This is a genomic window from Novosphingobium sp. SG919 (assembly GCF_012932495.1).
Taxonomy (GTDB): domain Bacteria; phylum Pseudomonadota; class Alphaproteobacteria; order Sphingomonadales; family Sphingomonadaceae; genus Novosphingobium; species Novosphingobium rhizosphaerae.
Genome location: NZ_JABCNG010000009.1, coordinates 1 through 15,560, shown reverse-complemented (window position 1 = coordinate 15,560; position 15,560 = coordinate 1). Strand labels below are relative to the sequence as shown.

The 15,560-nt window shown below is 64.5% G+C and carries 13 protein-coding genes and 3 pseudogenes; 11 read left to right on the top strand and 5 right to left on the bottom strand.

Annotated features, from left to right (window positions below; all coding sequences use genetic code 11):
• Window positions 1-42 precede the first annotated feature (42 nt).
• Window positions 43-1,245 (bottom strand): MFS transporter, encoded by a 1,203-nt coding sequence (locus tag FHT19_RS23120; RefSeq protein WP_168557951.1) that lies wholly within the window; start codon window positions 1,243-1,245, stop codon window positions 43-45.
• Between the two features lie 86 nt (window positions 1,246-1,331).
• Window positions 1,332-2,090, bottom strand: coding sequence for a TetR/AcrR family transcriptional regulator (locus FHT19_RS23115; protein ID WP_210425814.1), 759 nt, complete (start codon window positions 2,088-2,090; stop codon window positions 1,332-1,334).
• A 137-nt stretch (window positions 2,091-2,227) separates the two neighbouring features.
• On the opposite strand from FHT19_RS23115, the gene FHT19_RS23110 reads away from it, so the two are divergent.
• Together FHT19_RS23110 and FHT19_RS23105 are read left to right on the top strand one after the other, a co-directional pair.
• Window positions 2,228-4,576, top strand: coding sequence for a TonB-dependent receptor (locus tag FHT19_RS23110; protein WP_168557952.1), 2,349 nt, complete (start codon window positions 2,228-2,230; stop codon window positions 4,574-4,576).
• A 35-nt stretch (window positions 4,577-4,611) separates the two neighbouring features.
• Window positions 4,612-5,463 (top strand): SMP-30/gluconolactonase/LRE family protein, encoded by an 852-nt coding sequence (locus FHT19_RS23105; RefSeq protein WP_168557953.1) that lies wholly within the window; start codon window positions 4,612-4,614, stop codon window positions 5,461-5,463.
• Window positions 5,464-5,520: 57 nt separating this feature from the next.
• On the opposite strand, the gene FHT19_RS23100 is transcribed toward FHT19_RS23105, so the two are convergent.
• Window positions 5,521-6,345 carry an SDR family NAD(P)-dependent oxidoreductase gene (locus tag FHT19_RS23100; RefSeq protein WP_168557954.1) on the bottom strand — a complete coding sequence of 275 codons (825 nt, stop codon included), beginning with the start codon at window positions 6,343-6,345 and terminating at the stop codon, window positions 5,521-5,523.
• A gap of 230 nt (window positions 6,346-6,575) precedes the next feature.
• On the opposite strand from FHT19_RS23100, the gene FHT19_RS23095 reads away from it, so the two are divergent.
• Genes FHT19_RS23095 through FHT19_RS23080 form a run of 4 tightly spaced genes read left to right on the top strand, consistent with a single transcriptional unit; the run spans window position 6,576 to window position 9,643 of the window.
• Window positions 6,576-7,037 carry a VOC family protein gene (locus tag FHT19_RS23095; RefSeq protein WP_168557955.1) on the top strand — a complete coding sequence of 154 codons (462 nt, stop codon included), beginning with the start codon at window positions 6,576-6,578 and terminating at the stop codon, window positions 7,035-7,037.
• The gene (locus FHT19_RS23090; RefSeq protein ID WP_168557956.1) at window positions 7,034-7,507 is read left to right on the top strand and encodes a RidA family protein; all 474 of its coding nucleotides are present in this window, start codon (window positions 7,034-7,036) and stop codon (window positions 7,505-7,507) included. Before FHT19_RS23095 ends, FHT19_RS23090 begins: the two co-directional genes overlap by 4 nt.
• Window positions 7,504-8,820, top strand: coding sequence for an amino acid deaminase (locus tag FHT19_RS23085; protein ID WP_210425815.1), 1,317 nt, complete (start codon window positions 7,504-7,506; stop codon window positions 8,818-8,820). Before FHT19_RS23090 ends, FHT19_RS23085 begins: the two co-directional genes overlap by 4 nt.
• Before the next feature lie 25 nt (window positions 8,821-8,845).
• A complete protein-coding gene (locus tag FHT19_RS23080) occupies window positions 8,846-9,643 on the top strand; it encodes an aldolase/citrate lyase family protein (protein WP_168557957.1) in 798 nt (265 codons plus the stop codon).
• A 50-nt stretch (window positions 9,644-9,693) separates the two neighbouring features.
• On the opposite strand, the gene FHT19_RS23075 is transcribed toward FHT19_RS23080, so the two are convergent.
• A complete protein-coding gene (locus FHT19_RS23075) occupies window positions 9,694-10,464 on the bottom strand; it encodes a class II aldolase/adducin family protein (RefSeq protein ID WP_168557958.1) in 771 nt (256 codons plus the stop codon).
• Between the two features lie 95 nt (window positions 10,465-10,559).
• On the opposite strand from FHT19_RS23075, the gene FHT19_RS23070 reads away from it, so the two are divergent.
• From FHT19_RS23070 to FHT19_RS23050, 4 genes and pseudogenes are all read left to right on the top strand, one after another.
• Window positions 10,560-11,258, top strand: coding sequence for a Crp/Fnr family transcriptional regulator (locus tag FHT19_RS23070; RefSeq protein WP_169476989.1), 699 nt, complete (start codon window positions 10,560-10,562; stop codon window positions 11,256-11,258).
• Between the two features lie 100 nt (window positions 11,259-11,358).
• Window positions 11,359-11,658 (top strand): hypothetical protein, encoded by a 300-nt coding sequence (locus tag FHT19_RS23065; RefSeq protein ID WP_168557960.1) that lies wholly within the window; start codon window positions 11,359-11,361, stop codon window positions 11,656-11,658.
• Window positions 11,659-11,770: 112 nt separating this feature from the next.
• Window positions 11,771-13,051, top strand: coding sequence for a cytochrome P450 (locus tag FHT19_RS23060; RefSeq protein ID WP_169476988.1), 1,281 nt, complete (start codon window positions 11,771-11,773; stop codon window positions 13,049-13,051).
• A 300-nt stretch (window positions 13,052-13,351) separates the two neighbouring features.
• Window positions 13,352-13,585: pseudogene (locus FHT19_RS23050) on the top strand (transposase); the annotation flags it as partial.
• On the opposite strand, the pseudogene FHT19_RS23045 reads toward FHT19_RS23050, so the two are convergent.
• Window positions 13,586-13,998, bottom strand: a pseudogene (locus FHT19_RS23045) (IS5 family transposase); the annotation flags it as partial. It lies immediately after the preceding pseudogene.
• Here FHT19_RS23045 and FHT19_RS23040 point away from each other — a divergent pair.
• Window positions 13,986-14,858: pseudogene (locus FHT19_RS23040) on the top strand (transposase); the annotation flags it as partial. The pseudogenes FHT19_RS23045 and FHT19_RS23040 sit on opposite strands and share 13 nt — an antisense overlap.
• Between the last annotated feature and the right edge of the window lie 702 nt (window positions 14,859-15,560).

The window sequence follows — 15,560 nt, the reverse complement described above, 5'->3', positions numbered from 1 at the left end:
GCTTGCCCTTGCCGCTGCGTCGGTCAGCCGATGAGCAACGCGTCAGGTCGAAGCGAACAGCTCGGGATGGGACAGAAGCCGGCGCTGGCGGGCATGGAGGGCCATGACGATGCCGAAGAAGCCGACAAGGCAGGCGCCGGCGACGATCAATGCCCCTCTGCTGTCGGTGGCAGTAACGCTGAGGGCGCACAGCAGCGGGCCAAGGCTGGCGCCAAGCGCCTGGGCGCCGGGGACGAGCAAGGTGGCTCGCCGCGTGGGATCGACTTCGGCGGTGAAGTTGAGCTGATAGGGCATCAGCAGGCCCCAGAACACGCCGAAGCAGACGGCGCACAGGGCAAAGCCGATCGGCCCGGGCAATTGAAACAGCACGACGATCAGCGCCGCGTTGCACGCCACCGAAACGCCGTATACCCGGAAAAACGAAACCTTCGGCGCGATCGCGGCGGTCAGCAGCGATCCCACGATCGAGGCTGCCACCGTCACTGCAAGGACCAGCCCAATCAGGTCTGATCCGAGGTGGGCTTCCGTGCCGATCTGCCCGAGGTAGGAAAAGAAGCCGAAGACAAAGGCGTAGACCAGCACCACGCCAAGCAGGCTGAGCGCGCCGGCCGGTGGCAGCTTTTGCGCGGGCGCCCCTTCGGACTGGTCATTGACGACGGCGGGCAGTCGGTTGGGCACGCCCAGCGCGAAGACCGCCGAGAGCGCCGAAGTGCCGGCCAGCGCCAGGAATCCGCCGTTGGCGCCCCAGGCCGGCATCAAGGTGAGCGGCAGGAGCGCCGAAAACGCCACCTGGACCAATCCCTGCAACACCATCAGCACCGCGCCGAGCTTGGAGGGATTGCGCGAGCGCGCCAGCAAAAGCGAAGGGATCGACAGCAAAACCCCCGCGCTAAATCCGGCAATCCCGCGATCGACGTAGAGCATCGGCGCTGCATGGCGCATGCTCATCACGTTGGCAGCGATCAGCGCCATGGCCGCAAGCAGCCCGCGCAGCCGCAGATGAACCGGCTGGAGCCTGGCGCTGGCGAGCGCCACCCCGGAGGCAAGAGCAAGGAATTCCACCGTCACCGCGCCGCCCAGGCCCGCGGCCGATATCCGGCCTTCGTTCACCAACGCTCCGAACAGCAGCGGCTGAATGCCGGCGATCACCAGGGCAAACGTTCCCACCGCCATCACCGCTGCAAGCTCGCGGTGCGTCGGCGGATCGAGCAGCCAGGCCTGCCGACGCTTCACCGATGTAGCCATACGCGCTCTCCTTGCCGGTGGATCGCCGACGCATTGAGGCTAGCTAAAACTATACACCTGTCAATGGCGTGTCGCCGCCGCCCGGCTCACGACGTGGTCAAGCGGCTCATGCCGGTGAGGATCAGGGCGGCTTCCTTGAACAGGGTCGCGCGGGCAACCCGGTCTTCCTCCAGGGCCAGTTCGTCGACCACGAAGCCGAATTCGGCACGAATGCGCAGCCTGGCCCACAGCACTTCATCGGCAAGGTCGGTGATGGCTGGGCGGTAAAACCGGAACATCTGGTCGGTGAACCGCCGCTGCCATTCCAGCCGGACATGGGCAAGATGGGGCAGCGCGCGCATGGCGCGGATTGTCCACACGCCGCCGGGCTGCGTTTCGATGATCTCGGATGCGGTGCGAAACCAGTCTGCCAGCAGGATCGGGTTTTCGCTGGTGTCCAGCGTCGCGCCATTCTTGAAAAGCCAGACGGCAAAGGCGTCGAACTGCCGCTTTTGCAGCCGCGTGGCGAGTTCCTCGATGATCTGGTACTTGTCATCGAAGTAGCGATAGAGCGCCGGTGGGGTGAGCTGCGCGCGTTCGCAGATTGCATTGGTCGTCAGCCGCTCGAACCCGACTTCGCCCAGCAATTCGCCGGCCGCGGCGATTAGCTTCTCATAGGTTTCGATCGCCCTGCGCGAGCGCGGAACCACTTTCGTGTCTTCCAGATCCTGGCTGCGCGCCGCCTCTCGCTTTGGAGTCGCGTGGGGGCGTGCGGCCTTGCTTCCTGCCGACGATGCGCGCGCTTTCTTGAGACCTTTATTCTCGCCTGTCGCCATGTCTGCGACGGTTTCCGTTTTTCCTGCCATGCCTTCCCCTACCCGAAAAAGCGCCGCCACGCGACAGCTGGCGGCGGGAAATGCATCCACGACCCCTCCTGTCGATCGGCCTATTGCCAAATGGATAGTTTTAGCTAACTTGTCGCAAACAGATGAGGAGCAGATCGATGGGGAGAAGCACCAAGACCAATCGCATGATCGGCGCAGCAAGCGCGACGGCGCCCATGGCACTGATCGTCGCAGCCTTGCTGCCCGGCCAAGCGCTGGGCCAGACCGCACCGACCGCTGCGGGCCAAACCACGCCAGGGGCGAGCCAGGGCGCCGCCGTCGGCCAGGGTGATATCGTGGTGACGGCGCAGCGTCGCAGCGAGAACATCCAGGATGTGCCGATCACCATCGAGGCGTTCTCGGGTGACTCGCTCAAGAAGCTCGGCGTTGAGGCTGCCGCCGATCTCGGCAAGATTGCCACCAACGTTGTGGTCTCCCTTCCGCAAGGCGCTGGAAACCAGCCCGCGATCACCATCCGCGGGATCGGGCTCAACGTGAACAATTCCAACAATTCCGGGCCGAACGGCATCTATGTGGATGAGTTCTATCTCAGCGCGCCCACATCGCAGGCCTTCGCGATGTTCGACCTGGATCGTGTCGAGGTGCTCAAGGGGCCGCAGGGAACGCTCTATGGCCGCAATACCTCGGGCGGCGCGATCAACTTCATCACGGCCAAGCCGACGAATACGTTCGAGGGCTATCTCGATGCGCGCTACGGCAATTTCGATACCTCGCAGATCAGCGGCGCGGTCAGCGGCCCGCTGACCGACACGCTCTCGGCTCGCTTTGCCTTCGTCCGGAATTACTCGGAAGGGTACAATTACAACACGTTCCTCAATCGTCGCCAGAACGGCGCCGATGACGAGTCCTTCCGCGCGTCGCTGCTCTACAGGCCGACGCCGGATCTGCGCATTCTGGTTGTCGGGCACGTCTCCCATGTTGACCGGCTGCCCGACAATTATGCCCATCTCGGCGCGTTCGAGCCGGGCTCGGTCGAAACCGGATCGCCCGTGGTCTGTTCGGTTGCCGCAACCTATGCCTCGCAGTGCGTCGACATCTACAACCAGCCGAGCGATCCCAAGCGCTATTCCATCGCGTCCAGTCGGACAGAGCATCTGAAAGTGACGGACAGGGGCGTTGTCGGGCGGGTCGAATGGTCACCGGGCACGATCACCGTCACGTCCGTGACGGGTTACAATTACAACCAGCGCTTCCTGCCCGAAGACAGCGACTCCTCGCCCTATCGCGAGTTGGAGGTGAACTGGGGCAACAACAGCAACGAGTTCACCCAGGAACTGCGCGTCAACCAGACCAAGCAAAACTATAACTGGGTGGCGGGTGTCTATTACCTGCACGAGCGCCTCAACCAGAACCAGGACTATGGGCTCCTGCTCGACATTGACCGGTTTTACGGTCCTGGTGCAGGCGATGGGTTGGCCAGCCGGCAGTTCGCCCGCAATACGCAGGTGACAGACGCCTATGCCGCCTTCGGGCAGGGCGAATACAGCCTGACCCGCACGCTACGCCTGGTGCTCGGCGGCCGGTTTACCCACGAGCGCCGTTCGTTCCGGTTCAACAGCCAGGTGCAGTACCAGAGCGGCGGCATGGACAACTTCACGCCACTGGCCCAGGTTGCCGACAGCACGAGCCGCCTGCAGAATTCCGCATTCTCCTATCGCATCGGCCTGAATTTCAAGCCTATGCCTGGCGTTCTGGCCTATGCGACCCTGACCACCGGCTTCAAGGGCGGCGATTTCAACGGCGGCTTCCTCAGCCCCGATCCCGCCCAGGCCGCCTATCAGCAGCGCCCGGTGAAGCCCGAAAAGGTGACAACCTACGAAGTGGGCGTCAAGGCGACGTTCCTCGATCGCGCCGTCACGTTCAATGCCGCGCTGTTCTACAACGATTATCGCGACATGCAGCTGTTTGCCCTGGTGCCCAGCCCGATCGGGCCGCTCAATCTTGCGGCCAATGCCGAAAAGGCGCGCACCTATGGCGCGGATATCGACCTGACCGTTCGCCCGGTCCGCAATCTGACGTTGAGCGCGCAGGTGGGTCTGCTGAACACCAAGCTCGTGCGGTTCCTGCTGGTGGTTGATCCTACCGTGCCGGACTATTCGGGCAACCAGCTGGCGTTCTCGCCCAAGTTGAGCACGTTCCTGCAGGCGCAGTACCATCTCCCGATCGGCGAAAGCCAGGCGATCGATCTGCAATACAGCGCCACGTACAAGGGCCGGCAGTTCCTGGACGCGACCAACGATCCCTATACGACGCAGCAGGCCTATTGGACGCAAGACGCGCGCGTCGCGCTGACGATCTCGCAGCTGGAGCTGTCGGCCTTCGTGCGCAATCTCGGCAATACCTACTACGCCACCGCTGCGTTCAACAGCATCAGCCCGTTCGGCTTCGTCCAGCCCAACTATGCGCCGCCGCGCACCTATGGCGTTGGCGCGAAGATAAACTTCTGATCCAGGCGCAATCCCTCTTCAGCGAGCGAACCACCATGACCCATACCCTGACGCTGCTGGCCGACGACCTGGCCTTCGGCGAAGCGCCACGCTGGCACAACGGCGCGCTCTACCTTTCCGACATGCACGCCCACCGCGTGCTGCGCTATTCGGAAAGCGCTGGGTGGGAGGTTGTTGCCGAACACGATGGTCCCGTCTCGGGCCTGGGCTGGTTGCCGGATGGCGACATGCTGGTGGTGTCGATGCATGATCGCAGGATCCTGCGCCATCGCAACGGCGTGTTCGAGGTGCATGCCGATCTTTCAGACATTGCCACGTGGCACGCGAACGACATGATCGTGGCGCCAGACGGCACTGCCTATGTCGGCAATTTCGGCTTCGATATCGACACCCATCCCATTTCGCCGTGCACCGCAAGCATCGCGCGGGTTACGGCCGATGGTACGGTGTCGACGGCGGCGGCCGGGTTGTGGTTTCCCAACGGCATGGTGATCCAGCCCGATGGCGCCACGATGATCGTTGCCGAAAGCGGCACGCGCGTGCTGACCGAACTGACGATCGCAGCCGACGGCGCGCTGGTCGAACCGCGGCTCTGGGCGCGATTGCCCGACGATGCGCTGCCGGACGGCATTTGCCTGGATGCCGCCGGCTGCGTCTGGGCTGCCTCGCCTACGTCGCGCGAAGTGCTGTGCCTGCGTCGGGACGGCGAAGTGGTCGATCGCATCGCGACCGAGCAGGAAGCGATCGCCTGCGTGTTCGGCGGTGAAGACCGGCGCACCTTGTTCATCCTCACCGCCGACAGCAGGACGCCGGCGATCGCGCGCGACGTGCGGACAGCCCGGGTCTATGCCGTTCGCATGGACGTGGCCGGCGCTGGCCTGCCCTGACTGATCATCGTTGCAGAAAGTGCCTCGGTCCGCGCCCGCGGGCCGAGGCACGCTGTTTCAGGCCGCTGCGCTCTTGCCCTTGCGACGCTCCGCCAGGTTATGTGCGCCCAGCTGCTCGGCCTGGCCGGCAATCTTCAGCAGTTCGGCCGCGTTGCCACCCAGCCGCCGCACGAACTTGGCGCGGTCTGCGGGCATGAACACCTCCAGCTTGCGCCGGCGCATCGCCTCCAGCACCACCTGCGCGACATAGTCGGCACTTACCGAGTCAGAGAGGAATGCCATGGGCACTTCGTCGCTGGCCGCCTCTGCCTCCAGCATCGGCGTTTCCGTCGACGTGGGGTGGACGATCGTGAAGTCCAGCGGCGAATCCCGCTCTTCCATGGCGAGGCCCAGGTGGAAGGCGCGCAGCGCGAACTTTGCCGCAGCATAGCTGGCAAGCCCCGGGAAGGGCAGGAACGCGGTCATGCTGCACACCGTGACGAAGTGTCCATGCCCCTGTTCGCGAAAGCGCGGCAGCGTGGCGACCATGCCGCGCATCGGCCCCATGGCATTGACCTCCAGCGTCAGCGCATGATCATCCATGGCGACATTGCGAACATAGCCGGTCCGCACGATCGCTGCATTGTTGATCAGCACATCGAGCCGGCCATGTTGCGCCCATGCCAGGTCGAGCGCGGCAGACCATTGCGCGTCCGAGGTAATGTCAAGCGCGACGCTTTGCGCGCGCTCGCCGATGTGCTGGGCAACGCGTTCCGCGCCGGCAACATCGATGTCGGCGATCAGCACCCTGTGTCCCTGCGCGGCAGCAGCGCGCGCGATGGCAGCGCCGATGCCGCTCGCGCCACCTGTTACAAGGACAATCTTTTCCTTCGTCTTCCGCATTCGTCTTCCTCTCTGAACCGACCGCAACGGCATCACCGTCCAAAGGGGCCGGCATGCCGCCTTGCGCGGAGACTCCCGCAAGCGGCGCAGCCCTGACGGAGGTGCCCCCAAGCCTTGGTAGGGCGTCCACGCGCGGATTGACAGATAAAAAATATAGTGAAAGCTATACAGAACGAATGGGCTGCGGATATGATGGTTCGTTCGGTCCAGGCACGAGAAGGAAGATGGGCATGGCACAGGCAGAAGCACCCGCGGCAACAGCCGCCGGGGCCGGGCATTTTCGGATCAGGGGACTGTCGCATCTCGCGCTCGTCGTGGCTGACGTGGCGGTGACCACGGCGTTTTATCGCGATCGCCTGGGCATGGCGGTGATCCACGATGGCCGGGCCGAGGCGGTGCCGAACGTGAAGGGCATGATCGGGCAGCTGTTGCTGGAACTGGAGCAGCGCGAGCCCATGACTGGCACCGATACCATCACGCCTGCGCTCACCGTGGACGATATCGACGCCGCGTTTGCGGCGCTGGCCGATGTGCGCATCGGCTTGGGCGACCAGCCCGATGCCATGTTCGGCGTCCGCTATTTCTCGGTCCGCGATCCCGATGGGCGCGCGGTTGAGCTTATTGCCTTCCCCAATGGGGAGGCTGACCTGGGCGCCTTCGGGCGCAAATTCTTGGAAGGCAGCGCCGCATGACCCAATCGCTTTCACCCGAAGCCCGCCTCCAGGAACTCGGCCTCGTGCTGCCGCCGGCCATTCCCTCCATCGGCAACTTTGCGCCTGCCCTGCTCGATGGGGGCTTGCTCTATCTTTCGGGGCAGGGCCCGCGCGATGCGGCCGGCTACCGCTTTGGCAAGGTCGGTACTGATGTTTCTGCGGACGAAGCGCGCGAGCATGCCCGGCTGGTGGGCCTTTCGCTGCTTGCCGTCATGCGCCAGGAACTCGGCTCGCTCGACCGCGTCCGGCGCGTGGTGCGCCTGTTCGGCATGGTCAATGCGACGCCGGACTTCGTGCTGCATTCGCGCGTGATCGACGGCTGCTCTGACCTGATGTGCGCGGTGTTCGGCGACGAGGCTGGCCGGCACGCGCGATCGGCGGTGGGCGTGGGCTCGCTGCCGGGGAACATCACGGTCGAAATCGAGGCCGTTGTCGCGGTGCATCCATGAGCGGCGCAGAGCAAACTCCGCTGCGCTTCGACGGTGATCTGGCGGGCACGCTCATGCCCTGGGACAAAGGGGTGCCGGGGGGCGGCGGACCGATCCCGCTGGCAGAGGTGGCGGGCAAGCGCTGGAATCTCTTGCGAGAAGACCTGCCCCTGCCGGTCGCGGTGCTGGACGGAGACAGCCTGGAGCGCAACAGCCGCTGGATGCGGACCTTTGCAGCCGAGCACGGCGTGGCGCTGGCCCCGCATGGCAAGACCACGCTCGCCCCGGCGCTGTTCGACCTGCAGATGCGCGATGGCGCGTGGGGGATTACGGTATCGACACCCCACCAGATCGCCGTGGCCGTGGCGGCTGGGCATCGGCGCATCTTTGTGGCGAACCAGTTGATCGGGCGCAGCGGCATTGCCTATGTGCTGGATCAGCTTGAGCGGGACCCTGAGCTTTCCATCTATTCGCTGGTCGATTCGCTCGATCTGGTCGCCCAGATTGCCGCCGTCGCAGCAGAGAACGGCGGCCGTCGTGCGCTGCCGGTGCTGGTTGAAATGGGTTTTGAAGGCGGGCGCACCGGATGCCGAACGGTGGAGCAGGGCCTTGCCGTCGCGCGCGCGGTGGCGGCCTCGCCCCACCTCGACCTTGCCGGGGTCGAAGGCTTTGAAGGCATTATCCGCAAGGCGGACCTGGAATCCACGCTCGATGCCGTGAACGTATTCCTGGGCCAGGTTGTCGCGCTTGCGCAGGCATGTGACCGGGAAGGGCTGTTCGTCTCGGACGATGTGCTGCTGAGCGCGGGCGGATCGGGCTTTTTCGATCTGGTCGTCACTGCGTTCAATGCGGCGCGGTTGCAGCGCCGCACCACCACGCTGCTGCGCAGCGGCTGCTACATCACGCACGACTCGGGCCTCTACACGTTCCTCTTCTCCCTGCTGAACATGCGGGCGCCCGAACTGCTGGCCCAGGATGCGCCAAGCCCGGCCTTGCGCGTCTGGGCCTATGTGCAGTCCATGCCCGAGCCCGGCCGCGCGATCGTCACCATGGGCAAGCGCGATGTCGGCTTTGACGAGATGCCCAAGCCGGAACTTTGGCATCGCCCCAGTGCAGACATGTCGGCGCCGCAGGCGCTTACGCCGGACCATCAGGTTGTCGCACTCAACGACCAGCACGGGTTTCTCGATATCCCGCGCGATTCCCCGCTGCGGGTGGGCGACATGATCGGCTTTGGCATCTCTCATCCGTGCCTCACTTTCGACAAGTGGCGGGTGCTGCACGTGATCGACGGCGCGTTCGACGTCGTCGGATCCATCCGAACCTATTTCTGAGCACACAAAAAACTGGAGAGGAATTATGGCAAACCCGCTTATCGAACGCCTCAAGCGCGGCGAAGTCTGCGTCAACGGGTGGCTGCTGGCGCCTGATAGCTATGTTGCCGAGATCATGGCGCAGACCGGCTGGGACAGCCTGACGATCGATCTGCAGCATGGGCTGCATGACTATCGTTCGGCGGTAGAGAGCCTGCAGGCCTTGCATGGCCGCGGCCCGGTGCCGCTGGCGCGCGTGCCGTGGAACGAGCCGGGCATCATCGGCAAGATCCTGGATGCGGGCGCATGGGGCATCATCTGCCCGATGGTCAACAATGCCGAGCAGGCGCGCGCGCTGGTGGATGCCTGCCTCTATGCGCCGCAGGGTGCCCGCTCCAACGGGCCGGTTCGCGCTGGCTTCTATGGGACGGCGTCGCCTTATCAGGGGATCGCCAATGCCAATGTCCTGGTCCTGCCACAGATCGAGACGGTTGAGGCGGTGGAGAACCTGGAGGCAATCCTCGACGTGCCGGGCATCAGTGGCGCCTATGTGGGGCCGAGCGACCTTGGCCTGGCGATGGGGCTCGCGCCCGTGCTCGATCGCCAGGAGCCGGAGATCCTGGCCATCTACGATCGCGTGATCGCGGCCGTGCGCGCGCGCAATCTCATTGCTGGCATCCAGAACGGAACGGCCGCCTATGCCGCGGAAATGGCGGCGAAGGGCTTCCAGATCGTGACAGTGGCCACCGACGTCAACCTGATGGGCATGGCCGCGTTCCAGGCCGTGACGACAACGCGCACGCTGATCAAGCAGTCGGCATCCGCAGACGCCGCGACCGCCTGATCCTGACCAGGAGACTGGTGCGCGGCATGGCCCGCGCACCAGCTCTTTCGTCAGTCGCGGTAGCTGGGATCGATACGGTCCAGCTTGCGCAACAGCGCCGGCCACGCCAGCCGCTCTGCCACCAGGCCCATGCCGGCAGGGGACGATTGCAGCGCGACCTTGGACAGGGTTTCGGGGGGCGGGGCATGCAGCGCATCGCGACCGGCCGACAGCATCAGCACCTGCGCCTCGCAGGCGCGCTCGAGGAAATAGAGACGCAGGAAGCAAGCAGCGACGCTCTTGCCAACCACCAGCGTACCGTGGTTGCGCAGGATCATCAGGTCGGCGTCTCCCAGATCAGCCACCAGGCGTTCCCGCTCCGCCAGATCCACCGCAAGCCCTTCATATTCATGATAGGCGAGGCCGCTGCCGGCGATCATCGCGGTCTGGGTATGGGGCAGCAGCCCGCTCTCCATGGCCGAAACAGCCTGGCCGTGCGGAGTGTGAAGATGCATCACCGCGACAGCGTCCTCGCGGGCCATGTGGATCGCCGAATGGATGGTGAAGCCGGCGGGGTTGACCGGATGCGGCGTCGCGCTCACCGGATTGCCATCGACATCGATCTTCACGAGGCTGGACGCGGTGACTTCCTCGAACATCAGGTCGTATGGGTTGATCAGGAAATGATGCTCGGGGCCGGGAATGCGTGCGGACAGATGGGTGAAGATGAGGTCGTCCCAGCCGAAATGGGCGACCAGCCGATAGGCCGCGGCCAGGTCGATCCGGATCTGGCGTTCCGCCGCGTCCATGGAATCAGGGGCTTGCGTGGCGTTCAGGGTCATGCGTCTCTCCAGTGGTTATTGCCGCAAGGATGCCACAGACCGGCTGGTCTCTTTGTCGATTGGCCGACATTTCCCTGCGACCCAGGAATGATCGAATGACAAAGGAAGCGCAGTTCCTTGCGGCCATGCAGGGCAAGAGCGAATGGTTTGCGAGCCTGGCCGATCCGATCCAGGCGCAGCTTGCTGCCGCGGCCCAGGTGCGCCGGGTCAAGGATGGCGAGGCGGTCTATCGCCAGGGCGATGCGCCCGATGGGTTGTATGCCATGCTGCAGGGCCGTGTTCGCCTGATCGCGTGGAGCCCGGGCGGCGTCGGCTGCCTGCTGCTGCTCGCTGCCGAGGGTATGTGGTTCGGCGAAGTATCGACCATCGATGCCGCGCCCCGCCAGCAGGACGCGATCGCGCAAGGGGCGTGCCAGGTTGCCCGGATACCGCTGGCCGCGATTGCCGCGATTGCCGCATGGCAACCCGAATTATGGCGGCATATCGGCCGGCTGGCCTGCGCGCATCAGCGCCAGGCGATCAGCCACATTCAGGATCTCCTCAGCCTACCGCGCGCCGCACGGGTGGCCAAGGTGCTGCTTGCATCAGTCGCGGGTGACAATGCCCCGGTGGCGATGACCCAGGACGAACTTGCCGGCACCTGCGGCATGGGACGGCAGACTGCCAATGCCATTCTGGGCACGCTGGAGCAGGCGGGCATGGTGCGGCTGGGCTATCGCGTAATCTGGATTCTCGACGCAGAACGCCTGGCGCGCGTGGCCCTGGGTGAAATCTGTCGCATCGACAAAGAATAGTATTTACTATATGAAATTTTTCGGTAGCGTGCGGCAACAGGCACACCGCTTGCCGGCGCGCACGCGTCCACCGCGCGGCCAGCCAGGGAAGGAAATATATATGTCTGTTGCCGGAACATGGAACATCATCGTCAACTCGCCGATGGGGCCGATGAAGAGCGTGACCACCTTCACGGTTTCGGGGGACAGCCTGACCGGCATCGCGACCGATGCCGATGGCGCGCCGCACCCCATCCAGGACGGCAAGATCACCGGCGATAAGGCAAGTTGGAAGGTCGATATCACCAATCCGATGCCGCTCACGCTCACGTTCAATGGCACCGTCGGCGAAACCGGCCTGAACGGCAGCGTTGCGGCCGGCCCGTTCGGCACGTTCTCGTTCAATGGCGAGCGCGGCTGAGCGCCTTGCAGCGCACCTGCCTCGACCCTGGCGGGCCGGGGCGGGCGCGGATCATCCACCCGGCTCCGGCGTGCCCATCGCCCCGGGGCTTGCTTGTCCGGGACAGCGTTTCATGTCAGCGCAACCATTGCAGGGCGACGTCACGCGCCGGTCGATCAGTGACCTTGCGGACCTGCCCCATTCTTTCGAAGCGGGTTTTTCCGAGGATTTCGCCGCGCTGTTCGGAACTGCCGAACGGCTGTTCAAGGCGGGTAGCAAGCGCATCGTCGTGTTTCGTGGCGAGGATCTGCGCAAGATCGCCGCGCTTCCGGCGGTGGGCAACATGCCGCTTCGCGCGCTGGCCGAGCGTGCGATGGAAGAGGCGGGGGATGATCGGGCCGAGCAGGACCAGCCCGATGTGTCGAACTTTGGCCGCATCCTTTTCAATCAGGTCTTTACCGCCAACCCACCGCTCCACGGCCCGACCCGCCAATTGCTGGCCAAGCCGTTCGGCATGAAGCAGGTGGCCGCGTTCGACGATCTCGTGCGCTGCGTGGTGGACACGGTCCTGGCCGAGGTTGCTGGGGCAGGCGAGATCGATTTCGGGTTCGACTTCACCGAACAGGTCACTGCCGGATTCTGGGGCGCACTGATCGGTCTGATGCCATCCGAGCAGCGCCAGGTCGTCGAGCAGGTGCGCGCGATGACGCCGTTCTTTTTCCTCGTTCGCACCACTGCCGAGACTATCCAGGCCAACGCGGCGATCGGCGCCTATCTGTCGCTGATGGCGACGGCGATCGACCGGACATTGGCGGAAGGCAACAATCCGCTTCTCGCCACCATGGCGGCGGAGTTCGGTGCGATCACGATCGAAGGCAAGCCGGAAAGCGTGGCGCTGTCGCTGGCCGCCAATCTGATCGACGGGTTTCACACGGCCGCACTCGCTGCTGCCAACGCCACCTATCAGCTGCTGTGCCATCCCGCTGCCGTGGCAGAGGTGCGGGCGGACCTGCAGCGTGTCGGCGCCGCTATCGACGAGGGACTGCGGATGTTGTCACCGGTCATCGTGACACACCGCTATGCGCTGGAAGACTTCGTGTTCGACGATGTGCTGGTGCCGGCCGGAACCGCAATTGCCATGCTGTGGGCGGCAGGCAATCGCGATCCCGAAATTTTTGAAGACCCCGGCGCCTACAGGCTGGAGCGGACGCGGCGCTATGACGCCACGTTCGGCGGCGGCATTCACCTGTGCCCGGGCCGCAATATTGCCCGGTTGATGGTCCATCGCATGCTCGCCCGGCTGTTCGCCCCTGACGTGCGGATCGAACTGGCCGGGCCGGTGGAGTGGATCAAGCAGTCGACGATGCGCCAGCCTTACCGCATGCCTGCGCGGATAGACATCGCGCGTGACTAGGACTTGCGACGGGTTTACGCTGATCGCTTTGGTGTGATCGGCATGCGCGACACCTTGACCCCGTTCGAGGGCCATGGCGAACACCTAGTTGCGCGCATTCCCGGCGCCCGCCATTGCTGCGATGCCAACAGCGCACCTGGCCCCGCTTGAGGCTGCAGAGGCGCTGGCCGCGGCCATCGCAGCCTTTTCTGGAGAGCTGACATCCAATGCCTGATGCTTTCATCTGCGACGCCATCCGCTCCCCGATCGACAAGCTCAATGGATATATCTGGCCACCATCCGCGCCAACGATCGGCGGCTGTGATGCTCAAGGCGCTGCTTTTGCAGCAGTTCTATGGTCTGTCGGATGCTGACCTGGAAGAGGCGATCAACGATCGGGTATCGTTCCGGCGGTTCATCGGCCTGCCACTGGAAGCCTCTTCGCCCGATCACACGACGCTATGCCGGTTCCGCAACCGCCTGGTCGAGGCCGGGCTGAGCGAGAAGCTGTTCGGCGAGTTTTCGCGCCAGTTGGAGGCGCGCGGGCTGGTGCTTATCGGCAAAGACATGGCGTAACCATGGGAAGCGATTGCGGATCGCTTTGAGCACATCGACGGCGCCGTCGCGGTCTTGAATGTCGGCAGCGTGGACGAGGATGAAGATCAGGAAGTCGCTGGTATCGGTCACGATATGCCGCTTGCCCCCTTGATCTTCTTACCGGCGTCGTAGCCCCGAACCCCTCCGCTTTCCGTGGTTTTGACCGACTGGCTGTCGATCACACCGGCACTTGGGCTGGCCTCCCGTCCCATCTGTTGGCGGGCTGTCGTGACCAGCAACTGATTGATCGTGGCAAGCAGGCCGCTGTTGCGCCACGCATAGAAGTACCGCTGCACAGTCGAGAGCGGCGGGAAATCCTTGGGCAGCATCCGCCACTGGCAGCCGCTCGTTGCCAGGTATCGCGTGGCAGAACAAGGCGGTGGTCTATGATCTACTGTTCCGCGCAGCGGCCGACACGATGCTGACCATCGCGGCCGATCCCAAGCACCTCGGCGCGCGCATCGGCATCACCGCCGTGCTGCACACATGGGGCTCGGCACTGACCCACCACCCGCACGTGCACATGATCGTACCCGGCGGCGGCATCGCGCTGGACGGCTCGCGGTGGATATCCTCGCGTCCGGGCTTCCTGCTGCCGGTGCGGGTGCTGGGGGCATTGTTCCGCCGGCTGTTCCTCACGCGCCTGTTGGCCCTGTTCGACGCCGGCGAGCTGGGCTTCTTCGGCGCCCTGGCGGACCTGGCCTCGCGCAAGGCCTTCCTGCGGCATCTGTCCCCGATCCGGAAGAAGCGCTGGGTGGTCTATGCCAAGCCGCCCTTTGCCGGCCCGCAGGCGGTGCTGGCCTATCTCTCGCGCTACACCCACCGCGTCGCCATCTCGAACCGGCGGCTCATCAGCTTCGACGAGACCGGCGTGACGTTCCGCTACAAGGACTATCGCCGCGATGGCGCCGAGCGCCAGAAGGTCATGACGCTGGCGACCGACGAGTTCATCCGTCGCTTCCTGATCCACGTCCTGCCGCGCGGCTTCCACCGCATCCGGCACTACGGCCTGCTTGCCAGTTCAACGCATAAAGACGCCCTGGCGCTCGCCCGCAGGCTGCTGGGCGTCGCCGTGCCGGCCGAGGACCCCGCACCCGACGAGCCGCCCGATCACCGCCCGCCATGCCCGTGCTGCGGCGGGCACATGGCCATCATCGAGACCTTCGCCCGCTGGTGCCAGCCCCGCGCTCCGCCAGCGCCAGCACCGCTGGCCCGGAGACACGCGCCATGATCCGGCATGGCTCGTCCCGCACAACGGTCTTGCCCATGGCGCATCGACCGATGGCCCCGCGCATGCCCGTCCCAGGTTTACACCGGAGGCAGGGTGTATCGGTCAACTAAACCGATCCCAGCAGCAATACAACGCTGGCCAAAATCGCTTCGATCCGGTCACCCGGGGGAATGCCAGGCCGGCAGCGCTTATCCGCCAGACCTATCCCGAAAACGCTTTACCCATAGATCAGCGCGTGGGGCCCGCGGGTTCCTGCACTGGAGGCTTTCGTACGCAAGCGCCCGAAACCCTTCGCATTTCGAGCCATCCCCGACGAGCTCAGAGATGACTGTTATTGCCGTAAGCAGCCATTTCCGCGCAGTCTAGCTGCTCAATTAAACGAGCGTCGCCGCCACAGATCGATTAATTCTCCTCGTCACCTGTTCCGGCGTTCGTCGCGTTCGCGCTGGCGAAGGCGTTTAACATACGCCGCGTCGACCGGATCGTGAGGTCCGAGACCGAGCGCACAAGTCGCGAGTGAGGCAAGGCTATTGTCGCTCAACTTAAAGTCGCGCGCAATGAACCCGTGATGCGCAATTCTGTTCTCCTCGATCGACGCAAATAGTGCCTTATACCAATGTGCGCTGAGGCTGACTCACGCTGGGGATTCCCAAGTCGGTGAAAATCTGATTCGACGTTGCGAGCACATGGAGGCTTGCGATG

Bases quoted from the DNA above. Each gene is read 5' to 3' on its own strand.
- FHT19_RS23120 (WP_168557951.1), bottom strand. From the start codon at position 1,245: ATGGCTACATCGGTGAAGCGTCGGCAGGCCTGGCTGCTCGATCCGCCG.
- FHT19_RS23115 (WP_210425814.1), bottom strand. From the start codon at position 2,090: ATGGCAGGAAAAACGGAAACCGTCGCAGACATGGCGACAGGCGAGAAT.
- FHT19_RS23110 (WP_168557952.1), top strand. From the start codon at position 2,228: ATGGGGAGAAGCACCAAGACCAATCGCATGATCGGCGCAGCAAGCGCG.
- FHT19_RS23105 (WP_168557953.1), top strand. From the start codon at position 4,612: ATGACCCATACCCTGACGCTGCTGGCCGACGACCTGGCCTTCGGCGAA.
- FHT19_RS23100 (WP_168557954.1), bottom strand. From the start codon at position 6,345: ATGCGGAAGACGAAGGAAAAGATTGTCCTTGTAACAGGTGGCGCGAGC.
- FHT19_RS23095 (WP_168557955.1), top strand. From the start codon at position 6,576: ATGGCACAGGCAGAAGCACCCGCGGCAACAGCCGCCGGGGCCGGGCAT.
- FHT19_RS23090 (WP_168557956.1), top strand. From the start codon at position 7,034: ATGACCCAATCGCTTTCACCCGAAGCCCGCCTCCAGGAACTCGGCCTC.
- FHT19_RS23085 (WP_210425815.1), top strand. From the start codon at position 7,504: ATGAGCGGCGCAGAGCAAACTCCGCTGCGCTTCGACGGTGATCTGGCG.
- FHT19_RS23080 (WP_168557957.1), top strand. From the start codon at position 8,846: ATGGCAAACCCGCTTATCGAACGCCTCAAGCGCGGCGAAGTCTGCGTC.
- FHT19_RS23075 (WP_168557958.1), bottom strand. From the start codon at position 10,464: ATGACCCTGAACGCCACGCAAGCCCCTGATTCCATGGACGCGGCGGAA.
- FHT19_RS23070 (WP_169476989.1), top strand. From the start codon at position 10,560: ATGACAAAGGAAGCGCAGTTCCTTGCGGCCATGCAGGGCAAGAGCGAA.
- FHT19_RS23065 (WP_168557960.1), top strand. From the start codon at position 11,359: ATGTCTGTTGCCGGAACATGGAACATCATCGTCAACTCGCCGATGGGG.
- FHT19_RS23060 (WP_169476988.1), top strand. From the start codon at position 11,771: ATGTCAGCGCAACCATTGCAGGGCGACGTCACGCGCCGGTCGATCAGT.